General features: G+C 69.1%; 15 protein-coding genes. 8 read left to right on the top strand and 7 right to left on the bottom strand.

The genetic code is table 11. The annotated features are described in order from the left end of the window. Window positions 1–327: 327 nt before the first annotated feature. The 5 genes from IF54_RS0102360 to IF54_RS39345 all read right to left on the bottom strand — a co-directional run bounded on the left by IF54_RS0102360 (window position 328) and on the right by IF54_RS39345 (window position 5272). Window positions 328–738, bottom strand: a complete 411-nt coding sequence (locus tag IF54_RS0102360; protein ID WP_037819072.1) for a DUF5994 family protein — start codon at window positions 736–738, stop codon at window positions 328–330. A 696-nt stretch (window positions 739–1434) separates the two neighbouring features. Continuing rightward, window positions 1435–2613 carry a N(5)-(carboxyethyl)ornithine synthase gene (locus tag IF54_RS0102355; RefSeq protein ID WP_037819070.1) on the bottom strand — a complete coding sequence of 393 codons (1179 nt, stop codon included), beginning with the start codon at window positions 2611–2613 and terminating at the stop codon, window positions 1435–1437. 527 nt (window positions 2614–3140) lie between these two features. Continuing rightward, window positions 3141–4670 (bottom strand): helix-turn-helix domain-containing protein, encoded by a 1530-nt coding sequence (locus IF54_RS0102350; protein WP_030313890.1) that lies wholly within the window; start codon window positions 4668–4670, stop codon window positions 3141–3143. Window positions 4671–4753: 83 nt separating this feature from the next. Then, window positions 4754–4954, bottom strand: a complete 201-nt coding sequence (locus IF54_RS0102345; RefSeq protein WP_020133807.1) for a DUF4236 domain-containing protein — start codon at window positions 4952–4954, stop codon at window positions 4754–4756. A gap of 117 nt (window positions 4955–5071) precedes the next feature. Next, window positions 5072–5272: a hypothetical protein gene (locus tag IF54_RS39345; RefSeq protein WP_030313888.1), complete on the bottom strand. Its 201-nt coding sequence runs from the start codon at window positions 5270–5272 to the stop codon at window positions 5072–5074. Window positions 5273–5627: 355 nt separating this feature from the next. On the opposite strand from IF54_RS39345, the gene acnA reads away from it, so the two are divergent. The 4 genes from acnA (at window position 5628) to IF54_RS0102315 (ending at window position 12021) form a co-directional block, all read left to right on the top strand. Beyond that, entirely contained in the window at window positions 5628–8345 is a 2718-nt protein-coding gene (acnA, locus tag IF54_RS0102335) for an aconitate hydratase AcnA (protein WP_030313886.1), read from the top strand. Window positions 8346–8485: 140 nt separating this feature from the next. Further along, window positions 8486–10021, top strand: a complete 1536-nt coding sequence (locus IF54_RS0102330; protein ID WP_030313884.1) for a sensor histidine kinase — start codon at window positions 8486–8488, stop codon at window positions 10019–10021. A gap of 63 nt (window positions 10022–10084) precedes the next feature. Further along, window positions 10085–10666 carry an HD domain-containing protein gene (locus IF54_RS0102325; RefSeq protein WP_037819068.1) on the top strand — a complete coding sequence of 194 codons (582 nt, stop codon included), beginning with the start codon at window positions 10085–10087 and terminating at the stop codon, window positions 10664–10666. Window positions 10667–10956: 290 nt separating this feature from the next. After that, complete coding sequence (locus tag IF54_RS0102315; protein ID WP_030313880.1) at window positions 10957–12021, top strand: lytic polysaccharide monooxygenase auxiliary activity family 9 protein; 1065 nt, start codon at window positions 10957–10959, stop codon at window positions 12019–12021. Between the two features lie 220 nt (window positions 12022–12241). On the opposite strand, the gene IF54_RS0102310 is transcribed toward IF54_RS0102315, so the two are convergent. Next, complete coding sequence (locus tag IF54_RS0102310; protein ID WP_030313877.1) at window positions 12242–13237, bottom strand: acetylxylan esterase; 996 nt, start codon at window positions 13235–13237, stop codon at window positions 12242–12244. A 203-nt stretch (window positions 13238–13440) separates the two neighbouring features. Between IF54_RS0102310 and IF54_RS0102305 the strand changes: the two genes are divergently transcribed. The 4 genes from IF54_RS0102305 to IF54_RS0102290 all read left to right on the top strand — a co-directional run bounded on the left by IF54_RS0102305 (window position 13441) and on the right by IF54_RS0102290 (window position 17765). Further along, window positions 13441–14421, top strand: a complete 981-nt coding sequence (locus IF54_RS0102305; RefSeq protein ID WP_030313875.1) for an ABC transporter permease subunit — start codon at window positions 13441–13443, stop codon at window positions 14419–14421. Then, on the top strand, window positions 14415–15287 hold the full coding sequence (locus tag IF54_RS0102300) for a carbohydrate ABC transporter permease (protein WP_030313873.1): 873 nt from the start codon (window positions 14415–14417) through the stop codon (window positions 15285–15287). Before IF54_RS0102305 ends, IF54_RS0102300 begins: the two co-directional genes overlap by 7 nt. Before the next feature lie 35 nt (window positions 15288–15322). After that, window positions 15323–16978: an extracellular solute-binding protein gene (locus IF54_RS0102295; RefSeq protein WP_030313871.1), complete on the top strand. Its 1656-nt coding sequence runs from the start codon at window positions 15323–15325 to the stop codon at window positions 16976–16978. A 109-nt stretch (window positions 16979–17087) separates the two neighbouring features. Beyond that, on the top strand, window positions 17088–17765 hold the full coding sequence (locus IF54_RS0102290; RefSeq protein ID WP_030313869.1) for a hypothetical protein: 678 nt from the start codon (window positions 17088–17090) through the stop codon (window positions 17763–17765). Window positions 17766–17799: 34 nt separating this feature from the next. Here IF54_RS0102290 and IF54_RS0102285 read toward each other — a convergent pair whose 3' ends face one another. Next, complete coding sequence (locus tag IF54_RS0102285) at window positions 17800–19758, bottom strand: alpha-glucuronidase (RefSeq protein WP_030313868.1); 1959 nt, start codon at window positions 19756–19758, stop codon at window positions 17800–17802. Window positions 19759–19768 lie beyond the last annotated feature (10 nt).

Here is a 19768-nt window from a genome sequence, read left to right as displayed (position 1 = left end):
TGCACGACGGGTCAGCAACAGGACGTTCGAATCGTGGGGTCCGGGGCAGGCGTCCCCTGGCGGACCGGAGCCGCCTCCCGCGGGGGGGCTGATTGCGGCCCCGACCCCAGCCCCAGTCCTCATGGCCCGGTTGCGCTGGGCTGAATCCCGCTCGCCCCAACGGCCGTGACCTGTCCCGGCTATCTGGCTGGTGCACCCGCCCGTCGGCAAACTGGTCCGTACAGCGTCGGCCTCTCTGCCCGCGCTGGGCAGCGCAGTCCGCACCGGACCGCTCGCCGCACGCGCTTGACCCCCGCCGGGACCCACGAAATCACCATCGAGGTTTCGTCACCGCTTTTCTCGAGCCTGACCGTCCGCCCCGTCCGCCATGAGCCGTTCCGCGGCCTCCTCGGTCGTGTTCGGTGGCACGACCATCAGGTCCCAGCGTCCCTGGCCGGGTGCGAGAAGGACGATGGTGTGCGCGGCGGACGCCGTGAGGGTCCTGTGCAGCTGTACGACCTGGTTGGAGACGAGCATCCGGCCGGGCACCGCGGACCAGGTCGTCCCATTGACCGTGATGCTGGTGATATGGCCCCACTCGCGCGGCAACCCGGCGAGCAGCTGGGGGAGTTCGGCGAGCAGGTCGTACGAACGAGGCCACCACGCTCCATCTATGGGGCGGGGCATGGCGCCGCGCGGCGCCAGACGCAGGCGAAGGAGAGGATGGGAGGGAAGCGGGGGCTGTAGTGCGGTGGTCATGAGATCTCCTGCCAACTGCCTTACATGGATGAATGGTTGATGTCAGGCGCGGCGGGTGGCGACGCGGTCCGGACTCGGCCGACGAGGCACAGCGCCGGGAAGGGGGACGTCCTGTTGTAGCCCTGGGGCAGCGGGACGGTGTCCGACCGTGTGACGGTCATGGACCTTGCCGGACGGAGCGGCATACGGGGCTCCTCGGCCTGGATGCGGATGGCGCGGCCGGGCTCACGGGCTCCCTGTGAGCCCGGGTGGCGTGCTGCGGAAGGAAGGTGGGCCCGGTGGACCCGAACACGAGGCGTCGGTCCGGGGTCGGCCGGTCTCAGTTCCGGCACACGGAATGCCCTGGTCCTCACTACCGTACTCCCGCCCGTGTCACGACCGCGTCGGAACGCAAGCTGCATCGCGTTGACACGGACTGGCACCGGTTGACCGGCCTGCACGTCTTGGGGCCATGCCGCAACGCCAATCCGACACGACGCACAGGAAGCAGGATGCGGCACGATGATGAACGACCAGACATTTGCGGCACAGCCGGCGGACCAGCCCCGCGGCGTCACAGGAGGTCGAGCCCCGGATCTGGCATCGCTGTTGCCGTCGGACGAGCGGAACAAGATCACCCGGAGCTCCGCGAGGCGCCGCCGCGCGGCGGCTCGGGACATCGGTCGCAGGAGGGCGGGGGCACCGGACGTACCGACGCTACGGCCGTGACGCCGTCCCGGTCTCCACGTGGGCGTGCGGGTACTTTGCGGTGCGGTGCTGGAAGGCGAGTACCTTGGGGTTCTGGATGACGCCACGGCGGATCTCGATGGCGTGCCGGATCGTGTCGTCGGTGTCCCAGCCGTCGGGGCCCTGCAACACGACGTCGAGATAGGGCAGAAGGGCCTCGCTGTTCTCCCAGGTCGCGGAGTTCCACAGGTAGGAGGGGCTGTGGTCCACCGCGTAGTAGCCGACGTGGTCGCCGACGGTGAACATCGGGTCGGTGAAGGTGGTGGGCCGGGCCCAGGCGAAGCCCATGCCCTCGTCGCAGGAGACGTCGATGACCAGGGTGCCGGGGGCCAGCTTGGGCAGGTCCTCGTCTATCAGGAACATCAGCGGCGCGTTGGTGTCCTGTAGCACGCAGTTGACGATGATGTTGTGCCCGGCGAGGAACTCGGCCAGCGGCAGCGGGCCGTCCTCGGTGAGGGCGACACTGCGTCGCGGGTCGAGGGTGTCGTCGGCCTTGTCGTGGTCGAAGTGGACGATCCGCGCGGAGTGGATGGGGGAGCTGACGGCGGTGACGCCACGCGCGGTGAGCACGTCGACGTCGTGCACGCCCAGGGCGCTGAGCGCGGTCACCGCGCCGCGGGCGGTCGCGCCGAAGCCGATGACAACCGCGCGCTGCCGCTGCCCGTAGTCGCCGGTCACCCCGGCCAGCTGCATGGCGTGCAGGACCGAGGAGTACCCGGCCAGCTCGTTGTTCTTGTGGAAGACGTGCAGGTTGAAGGCGCCGCTGCGGGTCCAGTGGTTCATCGCTTCGAAGGCGATCAAAGTCAGCTGCCGGTCGATGGCGGTCTGGGTGAGTCTCTCGTCCTGGACGCAGTGCGGCCAGCCCCACAGGATTTGACCCTCGCGCAGTTCGGCCAGGTCTTCGTGGAGTGGTTTGGCCAGCAGGATGACATCGCAGTCGGCGATGAGTTCCTCGCGTGTACGGAAGCCCGCGACGAGCGGGGCGAGCCGGCTGTCCGGGACGCCGAAATGCTCTCCGTAGTTTTCCTGGAGATAGATGCGCTTGCGGAGACCGGCGTCGATGCGGTCGAAATGGGCGGGGTGAACGGGCAGACGATGCTCGTTCTCCTTGCGGGTCTGCGACACGATTCCGAGCGTGAGCTGCTGCAAAATGCCCCTTTGGTTAATCCCTGTGTAGCACACCGGGGCAAGTCGGCAGCCGGCCGCGACGGGCGGAGGTCAGGGGGCGCACGGGCGGGAGCCGAGTCCGGGCGACATACGCGTATCTCTGTTCGCTTCCGAGTGGGATGGACATCGTTGTCGACGGCTTCGCGTATCCGGTCACCAGCAGGCAGGAGCTTCCCGAGTCCACGGATCCGGGACGATCCTCGCGTCTCGTCGTGGAGGTCGCCCACGGGCTGACCGGCAGCCCCGGCTGCTGGCGCGACCGGAAGAGCCGGACCCCTGAACAGTCTCCGGTGCTGGTTCTCGGCGAGATCGAGGCGCGAGCGGTGGAGGACGCTCGGCGCAGGGAGAGCGAGGAACACGCGAGGGAAGAGCGTGAGGTGCGCTGGCGGGAGGCCATGGAGGAAGCGACGCCGCGGGCCCAAAGTCCCAGAGACGTCCCAGAGATGCTGCCGCACCCCTCCCTGACTCGCTCAGTATCAGGTCAGACGGGGTGCGGCGGCATTCACACATCAAATGTCCCGGAAGATCTCGATCTGCGCTCCCACCGAGTTCAACCGCTCCGCCAGATCCTCGTAACCCCGGTTGATGACATAGACGTTGCGCAGCACCGACGTGCCGTCCGCCGCCATCATCGCCAGGAGGACGACCACGGCGGGGCGCAGGGCCGGGGGACACATCATCTCGGCGGCGCGCCAGCGGGTCGGGCCCTCGACCAGGACGCGGTGCGGGTCGAGGAGTTGGAGTCGGCCGCCCAGGCGGTTCAGGTCGGTCAGGTAGATCGCGCGGTTGTCGTAGACCCAGTCGTGGATCAGCGTCTGGCCCTGCGCGACCGCCGCGATCGCCGCGAAGAACGGGACGTTGTCGATGTTCAGGCCGGGGAACGGCATCGGGTGGATCTTGTCGATCGGCGCCTCCAGCTTGGAGGGCCGGACCGTGAGGTCGACGAGGCGGGTACGGCCGTTGTCCGCGAAGTACTCCGGCGTACGGTCGTGGTCGAGGCCCATCTCCTCCAGGACCGCCAGCTCGATCTCCAGGAACTCGATCGGCACCCGGCGCACCGTCAGCTCCGACTCCGTCACCACGGCCGCGGCCAGCAGGCTCATCGCCTCGACCGGGTCCTCGGAGGGGGAGTAGTCGACGTCCACGTCGATGCGCGGCACGCCGTGCACGGTGAGCGTCGTGGTGCCGATGCCCTCGACCCTGACGCCGAGCGCCTCCAGGAAGAAGCACAGGTCCTGGACCATGTAGTTGGAGGAGGCGTTGCGGATGACGGTGACGCCGTCGTGGCGGGCGGCCGCGAGCAGCGCGTTCTCCGTCACGGTGTCGCCGCGCTCGGTCAGTACGATCGGACGGTCCGGGCGGACCGCCCGGTCCACCCGCGCGTGGTACTGCCCCTCCGTCGCCGCGACCTCCAGACCGAACCGGCGCAGCGCGATCATGTGCGGCTCGATGGTCCGGGTGCCGAGGTCGCAGCCGCCGGCGTACGGCAGCTTGAAGCGGTCCATGCGGTGCAGCAGCGGGCCGAGGAACATGATGATCGAGCGGGTGCGCACGGCCGCGTCGGAGTCGATCGCCGCCATGTTCAGTTCGGTCGGCGGGACCAGCTCCAGGTCGACACCGTCGTTGATCCACCGTGTGCGGACGCCGATGGAGCCCAGCACCTCCAGCAGGCGGTAGACCTCCTCGATGCGGGCGACCCTGCGCAGCACCGTGCGCCCCTTGTTGAGGAGCGAGGCGCAGAGCAGGGCCACACAGGCGTTCTTGCTCGTCTTGACGTCGATGGCACCGGACAGCCGGCGCCCGCCGACCACCCGCAGATGCATCGGGCCCGCGTAGCCCAGAGAGACGATCTCGCTGTCCAGTGCTTCACCGATACGGGCGATCATCTCAAGGCTGATGTTCTGGTTGCCGCGCTCGATGCGATTGACGGCGCTCTGGCTGGTGCCGAGTGCCTCCGCGAGCTGCGACTGTGTCCAGCCCCGGTGCTGCCGGGCGTCACGGATGAGCTTGCCGATGCGTACGAGGTAGTCGTCTGCCATGGGGTTGAGGCTATCTCAGATATGAGATCGCGCATTCCGAGGCGTCCGTTCGGGTGAGTGACCCGAGCGGATCCGAGGAGCCGTCAGTGGCGCTTGGCGGTACGGGTCCGGCGCCATCCGAAAGGTCCGGGCAGATCCATGGATGTCGTACGGCGTCCCGTGCTGCTGTGGGTGTGCTTCGGGCCGTGGCTGCCGCCGCCGGTCGTGATGGACCACGAGCGCCGGTTGATGTTGAGCCGCACTCCGGGAAGGATCCGGAAACTCTTGCGGAACGTGAGCGGCATGGGGGCCTCCTGTCGAAGGTCTCGCGTGCTGTCGTTGCCGTTCGAATACCCCGGCCCGGCGAAGAGATGGCTGCCGGGTTTCGCACCACCCCGTCCCCGGGGGCGAGTTGGGCGCCGTCACCCCTCGCGGCGCGGTGGGCGCCAGATCATGACCCGGGTCGCCGGGAGATGTTCCGCGAAGCGGCCCTCCGGCGAGATCCGCCGCAGCGGGGCGCGCGGGTCCAGCTCGGGCTCCGCCGGCTGGTCGCCGAGCAGATGGGGTGCCGAGTCGGAGCGGGAGAACATCCACGCCACCAGGTCGTCCGCGCCGCGCTCCACGACCTGCCCGGCCGGCCCGACGCGCTGTTCCCAAGGCGTAAGGCAGCCGGCCGCGCTCGTAGTGGACCGCGCTTCCCTGAGAGGGTCGGATTCCCTTCCCGTCCGTCGGGCTTGCCGGTCTCCCATCCGTCGGGCGTGCCGGGCGGGACATCACAGCGGGGCCGGGCATGACCATCCCGGCCTCATGTACTAGAGTTATCTCGACATCGAGATATCTGCCGAGGCGTACCGCAGCAGCACGCGCCCGTCGACCCGACGGTAAGGCATGCCTAACTTAGCCTTACCTTAGCGGATCGGCCAAGGTGGCGTGGCGGCAGGATGCGGTGGTAAGCGCACAGAAATGAAGGAGACTGTCGTGTCGGCGAACAGCTTCGACGCCCGCGCCACGCTGAGCGTGGGTGACGAGTCGTACGAGATCTTCCGGCTGGACAAGGTGGAGGGCTCGGCCCGCCTGCCGTACAGCCTCAAGGTTCTCCTGGAGAACCTGCTCCGTACCGAGGACGGCGCGAACATCACCGCCGACCACATCCGCGCCCTCGGCAGCTGGGACTCCCAGGCCCAGCCGTCGCAGGAGATCCAGTTCACGCCGGCCCGCGTGATCATGCAGGACTTCACCGGCGTGCCCTGTGTCGTCGACCTCGCCACCATGCGTGAGGCCGTCAAGGAGCTCGGCGGCGACCCCGCGAAGGTCAACCCGCTCTCCCCGGCCGAGCTGGTCATCGACCACTCCGTCATCGCCGACAAGTTCGGCACCAACGAGGCGTTCGCGCAGAACGTCGAGCTGGAGTACGGCCGCAACCGCGAGCGCTACCAGTTCCTGCGCTGGGGCCAGACCGCGTTCGACGACTTCAAGGTCGTCCCGCCCGGCACCGGCATCGTCCACCAGGTGAACATCGAGCACCTGGCGCGCACGGTCATGGTCCGCAACGGCCAGGCCTACCCCGACACCCTGGTCGGCACCGACTCCCACACCACCATGGTCAACGGCCTCGGTGTGCTGGGCTGGGGCGTCGGCGGCATCGAGGCCGAGGCCGCGATGCTCGGCCAGCCGGTCTCCATGCTCATCCCGCGCGTCGTCGGCTTCAAGCTCACCGGTGAGCTCAAGCCCGGCACCACCGCCACCGACCTCGTGCTGACCATCACCGAGATGCTCCGCAAGCACGGCGTCGTCGGCAAGTTCGTCGAGTTCTACGGTGAGGGCGTCGCCGCCACCTCCCTCGCGAACCGCGCCACCATCGGCAACATGTCGCCGGAGTTCGGCTCGACCGCCGCGATCTTCCCGATCGACGACGAGACCATCAAGTACCTCAAGCTCACCGGCCGCTCCGAGCAGCAGCTCGCGCTCGTCGAGGCGTACGCCAAGGAGCAGGGCCTCTGGCTGGACCCGAAGGCCGAGCCGGACTTCTCCGAGAAGCTGGAGCTGGACCTGTCGACGGTCGTCCCGTCGATCGCCGGCCCGAAGCGCCCGCAGGACCGTATCGTCCTCGCGAACGCCGCCGAGCAGTTCAAGCAGGACGTCCGCAACTACGTCGACGACGTCGACGAGTCGGGCAAGGAGTCCTTCCCGGCCTCCGACGCCCCGGCGGTCGCCCCGAACGGCGCCCCGTCCAACCCGGTCACCGTGACCGCCCCCGACGGCTCGACGTACGAGATCGACCACGGTGCCGTGACGGTCGCAGCGATCACCTCCTGCACCAACACCTCGAACCCGTACGTCATGGTCGCCGCCGCCCTGGTGGCCAAGAAGGCGGTCGAGAAGGGCCTGACCCGCAAGCCGTGGGTCAAGACCACCCTCGCCCCGGGCTCCAAGGTCGTCACCGACTACTTCGACAAGGCGGGGCTCACCCCCTACCTCGACAAGGTCGGCTTCAACCTCGTCGGCTACGGCTGCACCACCTGCATCGGCAACTCCGGCCCGCTGCCGGAGGAGGTCTCCAAGGCCGTCAACGACCACGACCTCGCGGTGACTTCGGTCCTCTCCGGCAACCGGAACTTCGAGGGCCGTATCAACCCCGACGTCAAGATGAACTACCTGGCCTCCCCGCCGCTGGTCGTCGCGTACGCCCTCGCGGGCTCCATGAAGGTGGACATCACCAAGGACGCGCTGGGGGTGGACCAGGAGGGCAAGCCGGTCTACCTGGCCGACATCTGGCCCTCCGAGGCCGAGGTCAACGACGTCGTGGCGAACGCCATCGGCGAGGACATGTTCAACAAGTCCTACTCCGACGTGTTCGCCGGTGACGCCCAGTGGCAGGCGCTGCCGATCCCGACCGGCAACACCTTCGAGTGGGACGCCGAGTCGACCTACGTCCGCAAGCCCCCGTACTTCGAGGGCATGACGATGGAGACCACGCCGGTCAGCGACATCACCGGCGCCCGGGTCCTCGCCAAGCTGGGCGACTCGGTCACCACCGACCACATCTCCCCGGCCGGTGCCATCAAGGCCGACACCCCGGCCGGCAAGTACCTCACCGAGCACGGTGTGGAGCGTCGTGACTTCAACTCCTACGGCTCCCGCCGAGGCAACCACGAGGTCATGATCCGCGGCACGTTCGCCAACATCCGCCTGCGCAACCAGATCGCGCCGGGCACCGAGGGCGGCTACACCCGGGACTTCACCCAGGACGGCGGTCCGGTGTCGTTCATCTACGACGCCTCCCGCAACTACATCGAGCAGGGCATCCCGCTGGCCATCCTGGCCGGCAAGGAGTACGGCTCCGGCTCGTCCCGCGACTGGGCCGCCAAGGGCACCGCGCTGCTCGGCGTCAAGGCCGTCATCGCCGAGTCGTACGAGCGCATCCACCGCTCGAACCTCATCGGCATGGGCGTCCTGCCGCTCCAGTTCCCGGAGGGCCAGTCGGCCGCGACGCTCGGCCTCACCGGCGAGGAGACCTTCTCCTTCACCGGTGTCGAGGAGCTGAACAACGGCACCACGCCGCGCACGGTCAAGGTCACCACCGACACGGGCGTCGAGTTCGACGCGGTCGTCCGCATCGACACCCCCGGTGAGGCCGACTACTACCGCAACGGCGGCATCATGCAGTACGTGCTGCGCTCGCTGATCCGCAAGTAGTCCCTCGCGGACACCAGTCCGTCGCGAAAGGGCCGCACTCCCGGTGCCGGGGGTGCGGCCCTTTCGCCGTTCCCGCAGGTCATCACCCACTCTCAGGTGGAACACAGGGTTCCCTCAGCGGACCGGGACACGATCGGTACATGACTGGCACCAGGACCCGGCCGCGACGGCGCCCGCGCGCGACGCGCACCCGGCTGCTCCTCCTCGTCTGCGCCACCCTGGTCGTCGTCTGCGGGGCGACGGCCCTGACCACCGCGCTGTTCCAACGCGCCTACGTCATGGGCGAGTTCGACGGCCGGGTCGTGAACGCCGCCGAACGCAGCCTCGGCGGCGCAGCGCGCCACCCGAGGTCGAGCACCTACCTGGGCTTCCTCGAGGACGACGGAAACCCGTCCGGGATGCTGGCCGCCCGGCTGTCCGGTGACGGGAAGGTACTTTCCGCGGCCGTCGTGATGCAGGACGCCCCGCCGAGGGACCTAGGCGCAGCCCAGCAGGCCGCCCTGACAGGCCTGCGCGCCGACGGCTCGCAGCACACCCGGACCGTCCCGGGGCTCGGCGCCTACCGGGTCACCGTCCTGCGGAGCGGCGGCGTACAGCTCCTGACCGGGCTGCCGACGGCCGACGTGGAGACCATGCTCAGCCAACTGGTGCTGGTCGAGGCCGCCGTCGCGGCCACCGGGCTCGCCGTCGCCTGCTGCGTCTGCGCGGTGGTCGTACGACGGCAACTGCGCCCCCTCGGCCGGGTCGCCGCGACCGCGGCCGAGGTCGCCCGGACCCCGCTCGGACCCGACGACACCTTCACCGGGGTGCCCGTGCACGACACCGACCCGGACAGCGAGGCCGGGCAGATGGGCGCCGCGCTCAACCACCTCCTCGAACGGGTCTGGTACAGCGAGGAGTTGGTACGGAGCGGTGAAGAGCGCATGCGGCGCTTCCTGGCCGACGCCAGCCACGAACTCCGTACGCCCCTCGCCTCGATCGCCGGGTACGCCGAGCTCGTGAACCGCGGCACCGGCGTCGTCGACCCGGTGCTGGCCTGGCGCCGCGTCTCGGCCGAGTCCGCGCGCATGACGGCTCTGGTGGAGGACCTGCTCCTGCTGGCCCGCCTCGACGAGGGCAACCCGCTCCGGGCCGTCCGGGTGGATCTGGCGGCACTGGTAGCGGAGACGGTGTGGGAAGCGAGGTCGGCGGACAGCGGCCACGACTGGCAGCTCGAACTCCCCTTGAAAACCACGGCGTTGGTTACCGGAGACGCGCCCCTCCTGCGTCGGGCGGTGGTGGCCCTGCTGTCCAACGCGAGGGCGCACACGCCGGTGGGAACGAGGGTCGTGACCTCGGTGGAACCGTCGGACGACCACTGTGCGATCAGCGTCCGCGACGACGGCCCCGGCATCCCCCCGACCCTCCTCCCCACGGTCTTCGACCGCTTCACCCGCGCGGACACCTCCCGCTACCGGGCGGACGCGAGCGCGGGCGGCTCGGGTCTGGGCCTGTCGTTGGCGCTGGCGATCACGGAAGCACACGGAGGCCACATCACCGTCCAGAGCGCCCCGGGCCGAACGGAGTTCACGATCCGACTCCCGAGGGCGACGGAGTCCGGGGCGGAGAAGGGCGGCGATACGGATGTCCCTGCCGCCACCCTCCCGCCCCGCCTGCGGGGTCAGTTGGTGAAGTAGCAGTGCTGCCAGGCGCCGCCGGTCGTGCCGAGGGCAGACCGAATCCCGTCCTACCCTTGCCCCGTGACCACGCCCACCCCGCTGCACCGTGCGCTGCACGACCCCGGCCCCCGCCCCCTCCCCGACGACGCAGCCCGTCTCCTCCAGTCGCTCGACGCGCCACCCCGTCTCGCCGCCCACCTGCGCCTGGTGCACGACGTGGCGCACGAGCTCCTCGACTGGCTGGCACGCCGACACCCCTTGCTCCAAGTCGACCGGCAGGCAGTGCTGTTCGGTGCCGCGACCCACGACATCGGCAAGACCGCGCACGTCGGTGAACTCCTCGGCCCCGGCTCCGCACACGAGGAGGCCGGCCGGCGGCTCCTCCTGGCGCACGGTGTCGCTCCCGGCCTCGCCCGCTTCGCCGCCACCCACGCGAGCTGGACCCTGCCGGACATCGGCCTCGAAGACCTGCTGGTCAGCCTCGCCGACAAGATCTGGAAGAACAAGCGGGTCCCGGAGCTGGAGGACCTGGTCGTCAGGAGGCTGGCCGAGGCGAGCGGGCGGACGGTGTGGGAGGAGTTCCTGGACCTCGACGACGCGCTGACGGCCGTAGGGGAAGCCGCGGAGGAACGCCTGGCCTTCCAGACGGCCCACCCTGTGTGACGGTCACCGGCTCCCGCCATCAGAAGAGCGTGTCCAGGTCGACTTCGACGGGGGAAGGCAGTCCCGTGACCAGCTTGTCGTGGTGCCCCCACCCGACCGGCGGCACCACGACACACCACTGACACCAGCGCCAGCCGTTTACAACTGCGCCCCTTCCCGCTACCTTCCGCAGAAGGCAGGGTGGGAGCGCTCCCATTCGGACGGACCGGAACCCGCCCGCATGTGCGCTCCCACCCCGCCGCAACCCCACACCCGCACGGCCCGTACCTCAAGGAACGGACTGGACTGTCATGATCCTGACAAAGTTAGCGAGGGTGACCCGTCCCAGAGCCCTCTTCCTGGTCCTCGTCTCCCTGCTCGCCACCATCCCCGCCCTGAGCCTGGTGCTCACCACGGGCGGCAGGGCCGAGGCCCACGGCACCCCCATGAAACCCGCCAGCCGCACCTTCCTGTGCTGGCAGGACGCGCTGACCGACACCGGTGAGATCAAACCGGTCAACCCCGCCTGCAAGAACGCCCAACAGGTCAGCGGCACCACGCCGTTCTACAACTGGTTCTCCGTGCTGCGCTCCGACGGTGCCGGCCGCACCCGCGGCTTCGTGCCGGACGGTCAGCTGTGCAGCGGCGGCAACACCAACTTCACCGGCTTCAACGCCCCCCGCGACGACTGGCCGCTCACCCACCTCACCGCCGGCAAGACGGTCGACTTCTCCTACAACGCCTGGGCCGCGCACCCGGGTTGGTTCTACGTCTACGTCACCAAGGACGGCTTCGACCCCAAGAAGACCCTCACCTGGAACGACATCGAGGACCGGCCCTTCCTCAGCGTCGACCACCCGCCGCTGCACGGCAGTCCGGGCACGGTAGAGGCCAACTACTCCTGGACCGGCCAGCTCCCGGCGAACAAGTCGGGCCGCCACATCATCTACATGGTCTGGCAGCGCTCGGACAGTGCGGAGACCTTCTACTCCTGCTCCGACGTGGTCTTCGACGGCGGCAACGGCGAGGTCACCGGCATCCACGAGCCGGGCAACCCGACCGAGCCGGTGCCCGGCACCTGCACCGCCACCCGTAAGACGACGGGCAGCTGGAGCGGCGGCTACCAGTCCGAGGTCACCGTGACCAACTCCGGTGACGTGCCGATGCTGGGCTGGATGGTCGACTGGAACCTGCCGTCCGGCCAGAAGGTCGACAGCCTCTGGAACGGCAACCCGACCTACAGCGGCCAGAGCGTGATGGTCCACAACGCCAACTGGAACGGCTCGTTGAGTCCGGGGCAGAGCGCGACGTTCGGCTATGTCGTGACGGGCTCCGGCGGGGACGCGGCCACGACCCTTCCGTGCAGGGTCGGCTGAGTCCCCGTCAGCAACTGCGGGAGAGCTCAGGGCGGACCCGGTGGACTGTGTGCCACCGGGTCCGCGAGCCGGTCGGCGCGAGGGGGGGTGGGTGGCCGACGCGGAGGGTGCATGGCTTGTGAACACCCGAGCGTGAGACAACGTTGTCGGAGTGGTCTATACATCACTCTATCGCCCGGAAGGACAACGATGTCAAATCAGTTGGGGCCTGCCCCTGTCTTCACCGGCTGAATCCCGACACCCCTCCCAGCCAGTCGAGTTGGCGGCGCACCTGCACCGCCTCGCCGCCCTCGTGGCCGTTGTACGGATAGGCGTGGATCTCCTTGCCCGGCTCCGCGCCGGTCAGTTCGCCGTAGTGGTTGAAGGCGGCGTACGCCCCGCTCGGCGGGCACACCGTGTCCCGCAGACCCACCCCGAAGTGGGCCGGGGCGAAGGCGCGGCGGGCGAAGGAGACGCCCTCCATGTACGAGAGCGTGCGGTACGCGGTCTCCTCCGTACCCCGGTGCACGGACAGATAGGCGCTGATCTCGCCGTAGGGACTCGTGTCGGTCAGGTCCAGGGCGCGCCGGATGCCGCACAGGAACGGCGCGGTGACCAGGACCGCCGCGAGGTCCGGCACCAGCCCGGCGACGGCCAGCGCCAGGCCGCCGCCCTGGCTGTTGCCGACGGCCGCGACCCGGTCGCCGTCCACGCCCGGAAGCGCCCGCACCGCCGCCACCGCGCGCACCGCGTCCGTGATCAGGCGCCGGTAGTGGTAGTCGCGTGGATCGAGCAGACCGCGTGCCGCCGGACCCGGGCCGCCCGGGGCGAGGGCGTGCGGGTCGGGGGTCGCGCCGCCGTTGCCGTACTGGTCGCCCTGGCCGCGGTTGTCCATCAGCAGATGCGCGTACCCGGCGTTCACCCAGGTCAGCCGCTCGTGGGGGAGGCCGCGCCCGCGGCCGTACCCGGCGTACTCGACGACCGCGGGCAGGGCCGGGGCCGCTCCCGTCGGCCTGCTGTACCAAGCGCGAATCGGGTCGCCGGCGAAGCCGCGGAAGGTCACGTCCCAGGTGTCGGTGAGACGCAGTCCGTTCTCGGCCGGGCGCACCGCCACCAGCACGTCCGGGTCGGCCGCCTCTTTCAGGGTGTCACGCCAGAACTCGTCGAAATCCGGGGGTTCCTGGACATCGGGGCGGTAGCGCTCCAGCTCGTTCGTCGGAAGGTCGAACGCAGGCACAGGACACCTCGCATGAGTCGGTCAAAACAGTGAAACTTGCGGAGGGGTACGGGATGCGGCCCTCCCGTTCCTACCCCACTCCTGCCCCAGGTATCTCCTGCCTGACCCATTGACAGCGCTTTCTGAATGGCCCTAAGTTGCCGCGAAGTTACCGGTAAGAGCTCGAAAGTTTCGGTTCCGTCCCCCGCCTGAGAGGACCGAGCGTGAGCACCTCCGTCAAGTCGGCACCTCCTCCCACCGGCGTCGAGGACCGGACCGCCGTGACCCCTCGACCGGCGCCGCGCGGAGGTTGGCGCCGGGCCCTGCGCCGGGACTGGCAGCTGTACTCGCTGGCCGTGCTGCCGCTGCTGTTCTTCCTGGTCTTCCGCTATCTGCCGATGATCGGCAACGTGATCGCCTTCCGGCGCTTCGAGCCCGGCGGCTCGATGTTCGGCGAGGACTGGGTGGGCCTGCGCTATGTGCGCATGTTCCTCAGCGACCCCACCTTCTGGCAGGTGTTCCGCAACACCCTGTGGCTCGGCGGCCTCACCCTCGTCTTCTGCTTCCCGATCCCGATCGTCCTCGCCCTGCTGCTGAACGAGGTCCACCGACGCTCGCTGAAACGGTTCGTGCAGTCGGTGTCGTACCTCCCGCACTTCCTGTCGATCGTGATCGTCGCGGGCCTGACCCTCCAGATGCTCGCCACCGACGGCCCGGTCAACCACGCCCTCGCCTGGCTCGGCCACGACGAGATCCGCTTCATCCAGGAACCCGGATGGTTCCGCACGATCTACGTCGGCTCCGAGATCTGGCAGACCGCCGGCTGGGGCACGATCCTCTACCTGGCCGCGCTCACCACCATCGACGAGGATCTGTACGAGGCCGCCCGCATCGACGGGGCCAACCGCTGGCAGCAGATCTGGCACGTCACCCTGCCCGGTATCCGGCCGACCATGATCACGCTGCTGATCCTCAACGTCGGCACCTTCATGGCGGTCGGCTTCGAGAAGGTCCTGCTGCTGTACAACCCGCTGACCTACCCGACCGCCGACGTGATCTCGACGTACGTGTACCGCACAGGTGTCGAGTCCAACAGCTTCAGCTACGCGGCCGCCATCGGGCTGTTCGAGGCGGTCATCGGCCTGGTCCTGATCACGTCCGCCAACACGCTCTCGCGCCGCACAGTGGGGACCAGCCTGTGGTGAAGCCGAGCCGTTCCTACCGGGTCTTCCAGGGCGTCAACGGGGTGATCCTCACCCTCGTCGTGATCGTCACCCTGTACCCCTTCGTCAACATCGTCGCGCGGTCCTTCAGCGGGGAACGCCAGATCCGGGCCGGTGAAGTCACCCTGTGGCCGAGGGGGTTCAACCTCACCACCTACAAAGTCGTCTTCCAGGACTCGATGTTCTGGCGGAACTACGGCAACACCGTCTTCTACACGGTCGTGTCGACCGCGGTGGCCATGGTGCTGACGACCTGTTACGCCTACGTGCTCTCCAAGAAGAACCTCAAGGGGCGCGGGGTGCTCGTCGGCATCGCCGTGTTCACGATGTTCTTCACCGGCGGCCTGATCCCCCACTACATCCTCGTCACCGAGCTCGGGCTGAAGAACAGCGTCTGGGCCATCGCGCTGCCCAACGCGATCAGCGTCTTCAACCTGCTGGTGATGAAGGCCTTCTTCGAGAGCCTGCCGACCGAGCTGGAGGAGGCCGCGCAGATCGACGGCCTGAGCACCTACGGCATCCTGCTCAGGATCGTGCTGCCGCTGTCCAAGGCGGTCGTCGCGACCATGGTGCTCTTCTACACGGTGTCCTTCTGGAACTCGTGGTTCGGGGCGTTCCTCTACATGGACCGCGCCGACCTGATGCCGGTCACCGTCTATCTGCGCAACCTCATCGCGGGCGCCACCGGAGGCGGCAACGCGGGCGCGGGCACCGCCGAGCTCAGCCAGGTCGGCGCGAGCATCCAGGCGGTCACCATCGTGCTCACGGCGCTGCCGATCATCTGCGTGTACCCCTTCGTCCAGCGCTACTTCGTCTCGGGCGTGATGCTCGGCGCGGTCAAGGGCTGATCCCAGCAACTCACCTACGGAACAAGGGAGTTCCCATGCCGAACGCAGGAGAGCTGTCACGGCGTCAGATCCTGGCCGCCGCCGGGTTCGTCGGCCTCGCCACCCTCACCGGCTGCGGCGGCGGGGACGACGGAGGTGACTCCAAGGACCTGTCGAAGAAGCAGGACGGCGCGATGAAGGAGTACCGCGCCGGACAGCAGTTCAAGGCGACCAAGGCGCTGTCCTTCTCGATGCTGCACAACGACAACCCGGTCTACCCCCTCAAGAACAGCTGGCTGTTCTGGAAGGAGGTCACCAAGCGCACCGGGGTCACCATCAAGCCGCTCGACGTGCCGCTCGCCGACTACGAGAAGAAGCGCAGCGTCCTCATCGGCGCGGGCGACGCCCCGTTCATCATCCCCAAGACGTACCACCCCGGCGAGGTCGCCTTCGTGTCCTCGGGCGCCATCCTGCCGGTCAGCAAGTACGTCCACCTGATGCCGAACTTCCGGGACAAGGTCAGGAAGTGGAAGCTGGAGCCCGAGCTCGATTCCATCCGCCAGTCCGACGGCGAGTACTACCTGCTGCCCGGCCTGCACGAGCGGCCCAAGTCCAACTACTCGATGGCCTTCCGCACGGATGTCCTCGACCGGCACGGCCTCGCCCTGCCCACGACCTGGGACGAGGTGTACGACGTCCTCACGGCGCTGAAGGCGGAGTACCCGGACAAGTACCCGTGGTCCGACCGCTGGAGCACCAACACCCCCTTCCCCTGCGGGGCGTTGTTCGGCTATCTCGGCCAGGCGTACGGCGTCAAGGCGGGCTGGAACTACGACAACATCAGCTTCGACACCAAGGCGCAGAAGTTCGTCTTCACGGCGGCGCAGGACGCCTACCGGCAGATGGTCGAGTACCTCAGGAGGATCGTCGCCGAGAAGCTCCTCGACCCGGAGAGCTTCACCCAGCAGGACGACCAGGCCATCCAGAAGCTGCTGGCCGAGAAGTCGTACGTGATCAGCGCCAACTCGCAGGAGCTGGTGCAGAACTACCGCTACAACCTGAGCAAGCAGGTCAAGGGCTCGACGATCGAGATGATCCCCGTGCCGCTCGGCCCCGCGGGCCCGATCCTGCTGAGCGGCGTCCGCCTGGAGAACGGCGTCATGATCTCCAGCAAGGCCCTCAAGAGCTCCGACTTCGTCGCGATGATGCAGTTCGTGGACTGGCTCTGGTACTCCGACGAGGGCCAGAAGTTCTCCAAGTGGGGTGTGAGGGGGACCACTTACACCGAGTCCGGCGGCAAGTACACCCTGAAGCCCGGCATCTCGCTCATGGGCTCCGACCCGGACGCCCCGAAGGATCTCCAGAAGGACTTCGGTTTCTTCAACGGCGTGTTCACCTACGGCGGAAGCTGGGAGCTGGTCTCCTCCAACTTCAGTCCCGACGAGAAGAAGTTCCAGGACGTCATGTCCCAGCGGAAGCAGCTTCCCGTCGACCCGGCCCACCCGCTCCAGTCCTTCGAGCAGGAACAGGCGACGCTCTGGGACACCCCGCTCAAGGACACCGCCATCCAGAACACCCTCCAGTTCGTGCTCGGCAAACGCCCGATGTCCGACTGGGACGCCCACCTCGCCGAGCTGAAGGCGAAGAACATGCAGCAACTCGTCGACCTGCACAACAAGGCGCACGAACGGTTCAGGAAGGAGAACGGGTGAGCCGGATGAGGAACGAGCCCCCGCCGTGGGCCGGCGAGGTGGCCGGCGGCGCAGGGGCCCACAGCCGGTGCATTCGAGCCGCGCACCGCCTGCCGACCAGGGAGACCCCATGAGCACGTCCGTCGCCTTCGGCCAAGGCTCACTCTCCCGGGCCGCCGCCCTCGTCCACACCCTCCTCACCGTCGAGGCCCTGCTGCTGGTCGGTGCCTCGCCGGGCCTCACCGGGTTGCTTCTCATCGGGCCCGACCCCGCGAACCTGCCCCTCGCCGCCGTCTGCCTGCTGCCCCTCGGCCCGGCGACCGCCGCCGCCCTGTACGCCCTTCACCACCGCGACCGCGATCTGACCGACCTCCACCCGGCGCGGGCCTACCGGCGAGGCTGGCGGCTCAACGCCGTCCCCGCCCTGAAGCTGTGGACCCCGCTGCTGGCCTGGCTCACGGTCATCGCGTTCACGCTCACCCACTTCCCGGCCACCGGCCTGCCCGGCTGGTGGGCGGTACTGCTCGCGGCCGTCGGCGCCGGCTCCCTCCTGTGGGGCGCCCACGCTCTCGTCCTGACCGCCCTGTTCACCTTCCGGGCCCGTGACACCGCCCGCCTCGCCGCCTACTTCCTGTTCCGCCACCCCCGGGCCACCCTCGGCGCCGCCTCACTGCTCGTCCTGACCACCGCCGGGACCGCCGCGCTCACCGAGGCCCTGCCCGCCCTGCTCGCCGCTCCGCTGCTGCTGTCCCTGCTGCACAGCAGCCGCCCGGTGATCGCCGAGACCCAGCAGGACTTCACCGCATGACCCCGCCGAGCCCCAAGATCCCCTACGGCAGCGACTAATGGATCCGCCGTCCCCGTTCGTCCGGCACCCCGGACTTCCGGAAGAAGTAGCTGTTGACCTGATCGCGCCACTCGCGGGCGCTCCGGAGCTGCTCCTCGAACCGCTCCGCCACCCGCGCATGGCGTGCCGGGTCCACGAGCCCCACCAGCGAAGCCCACACGTCCCGGGCCGCCTCCACCTCCGCCACGCCCTCGAAGTGCGTGTCGTAGATGTGCTGGATCACCGTCTTACCGCTCTTCAGCATGTGGTCGTACGACACGTGGTGGAAGAACAGCAGCAGTTCGTCCGGGCAGGTCTCGGGAGACTCGTACAGCTCGGCCCACGGCTTGGCGTACTGCCCGGCGTACCCGGTCCCGCTCGCCACGCTCCGGTCCACGCCGACGCCGTCACGGTCGGCGAAGTGGTAGGTGCCCCACGGGCTGTACTCGTAGCCGTCGACACTCGGACCGTAGTGGTGCCCCGGCTGCACCATGAAGCCCACCCCGAGCGGAGCGGTGTACTTCTCGTACGTCCGCCACGAACCGTCCAGGATCGAGCGCAGGGCCACCGCAGGACCCGACCCGGGTCCCGCCCCGAAGCTGAGCCGGATCCATTCGTCGAGGATCCGGTGCGGATCGGCGCCCGGCTCCCAGGCCAGCCGGCCGAACGTGTACAGATTCGCCTGGGCCAGCGGATGCCCCGTCCAGAACGGGTCGTCCCCGACGTTGGACACGGCGACGAGCCCACCGCGCGCCAGCGCGCCCACCGGGGACCCCTCGGCGATCTCGCACCGCAGGACCTCGCTCCACATCGGCCCCAGCCAGCACACGTGCCGCTGCTGCCCGGTGTACTCCTGCGTGGCCTGGAGCTCCACCGCAAGGCGGGTCCCCGGCATCGCCCCGATCAGCGGTGAGACCGGCTCCCGCACCTGGAAGTCCATCGGGCCGTGCTTGACCTGGAGGACGGCGTTGTCGGCGAACTCCCCGTCCAGCGGCACGAAATGGTCGTACGCGGCCCGCGCCCGGTCCGTCGAGCGGTCCCGCCAGTCCTGGCGGTGGTCGTAGACGAAGGCCCGCCAGTGAACGGTTCCGCCGTGCGGAGCGAGGGCGGCGGCGAGCATGTTCGCCCCGTCCGCATGACTGCGCCCGTACGCGAACGGCCCCGGCTGCCCCTCCGAGTCCGCCTTCACGACGAACCCGCCGAAGTCGGGGATCGCCGCGTACACCCGGGCGGCCGTCCCGGCCCACCACCTCCGCACTTCGGCGTCGAGCGGGTCGGCCGTCTCCAGCCCGCCCAGCACGACCGGCGCGGCGAAGGTCACCGACAGATGCGTGCGGATGCCGTACGGCCGCAACGCGCCCGCGATGTCCGCCACTTCACCGATCCGGTCGGTCAGCAGCCGGGCCTCCGCCGCGTGCACGTTGACGTTGTTCACGGCCACCGCGTTGATCCCGCAGGCCGCCAGCAGCCTGCCGTACGCCCGGACCCGGTCCAGGTCCCCGCGGGCCCGTCCGTCCGCCCAGAACAGCGACCCGCCCGCGTACCCGCGCTCCACCTGGCCCATGACCGGGTGCACGGCCACGTTGTCCCAGTGGTCGAGCATCCGCAGAGCCAACTCGGGCCGCTGGTGCTCCAGTTCGGTCTCGCCGGAGAACGCCGCCTCCCCGAGCCGTACGACATGGAAGAAGCCGTACAGCAGCCCCCGCGCGCCGGTCGCCGTGACAGTCGTACAGCCGTCACGACGACCGTAGGCGAAGGTCTCGCCGTCGTCGTCGCCCTCGCCGCCGTCGTCGGTCAGCTCCAGCACGAGGTCGGGGGCGTCCTGGACGACCGCGCCCCCGAACCGGGCGCAGGCCTCCGTCACCTCCCCCCGGACCGTGTCCACCAGCGGGCCCGTGCCGCGGATCAGGGTCCGCCGGGTGCCGATCGGCCGGAACGCACCGTCCGGCAGCCAGGCCGGATCGACACCCTGCATGGGACCCCCA

It is taken from the genome of Streptomyces sp. NRRL B-3229, assembly GCF_000719505.1.
GTDB classification, from domain to species: domain Bacteria; phylum Actinomycetota; class Actinomycetes; order Streptomycetales; family Streptomycetaceae; genus Streptomyces; species Streptomyces griseorubiginosus.
Note: the sequence above shows the minus strand (reverse complement) of the source record. Positions and strands in the feature narration are given on the sequence as shown.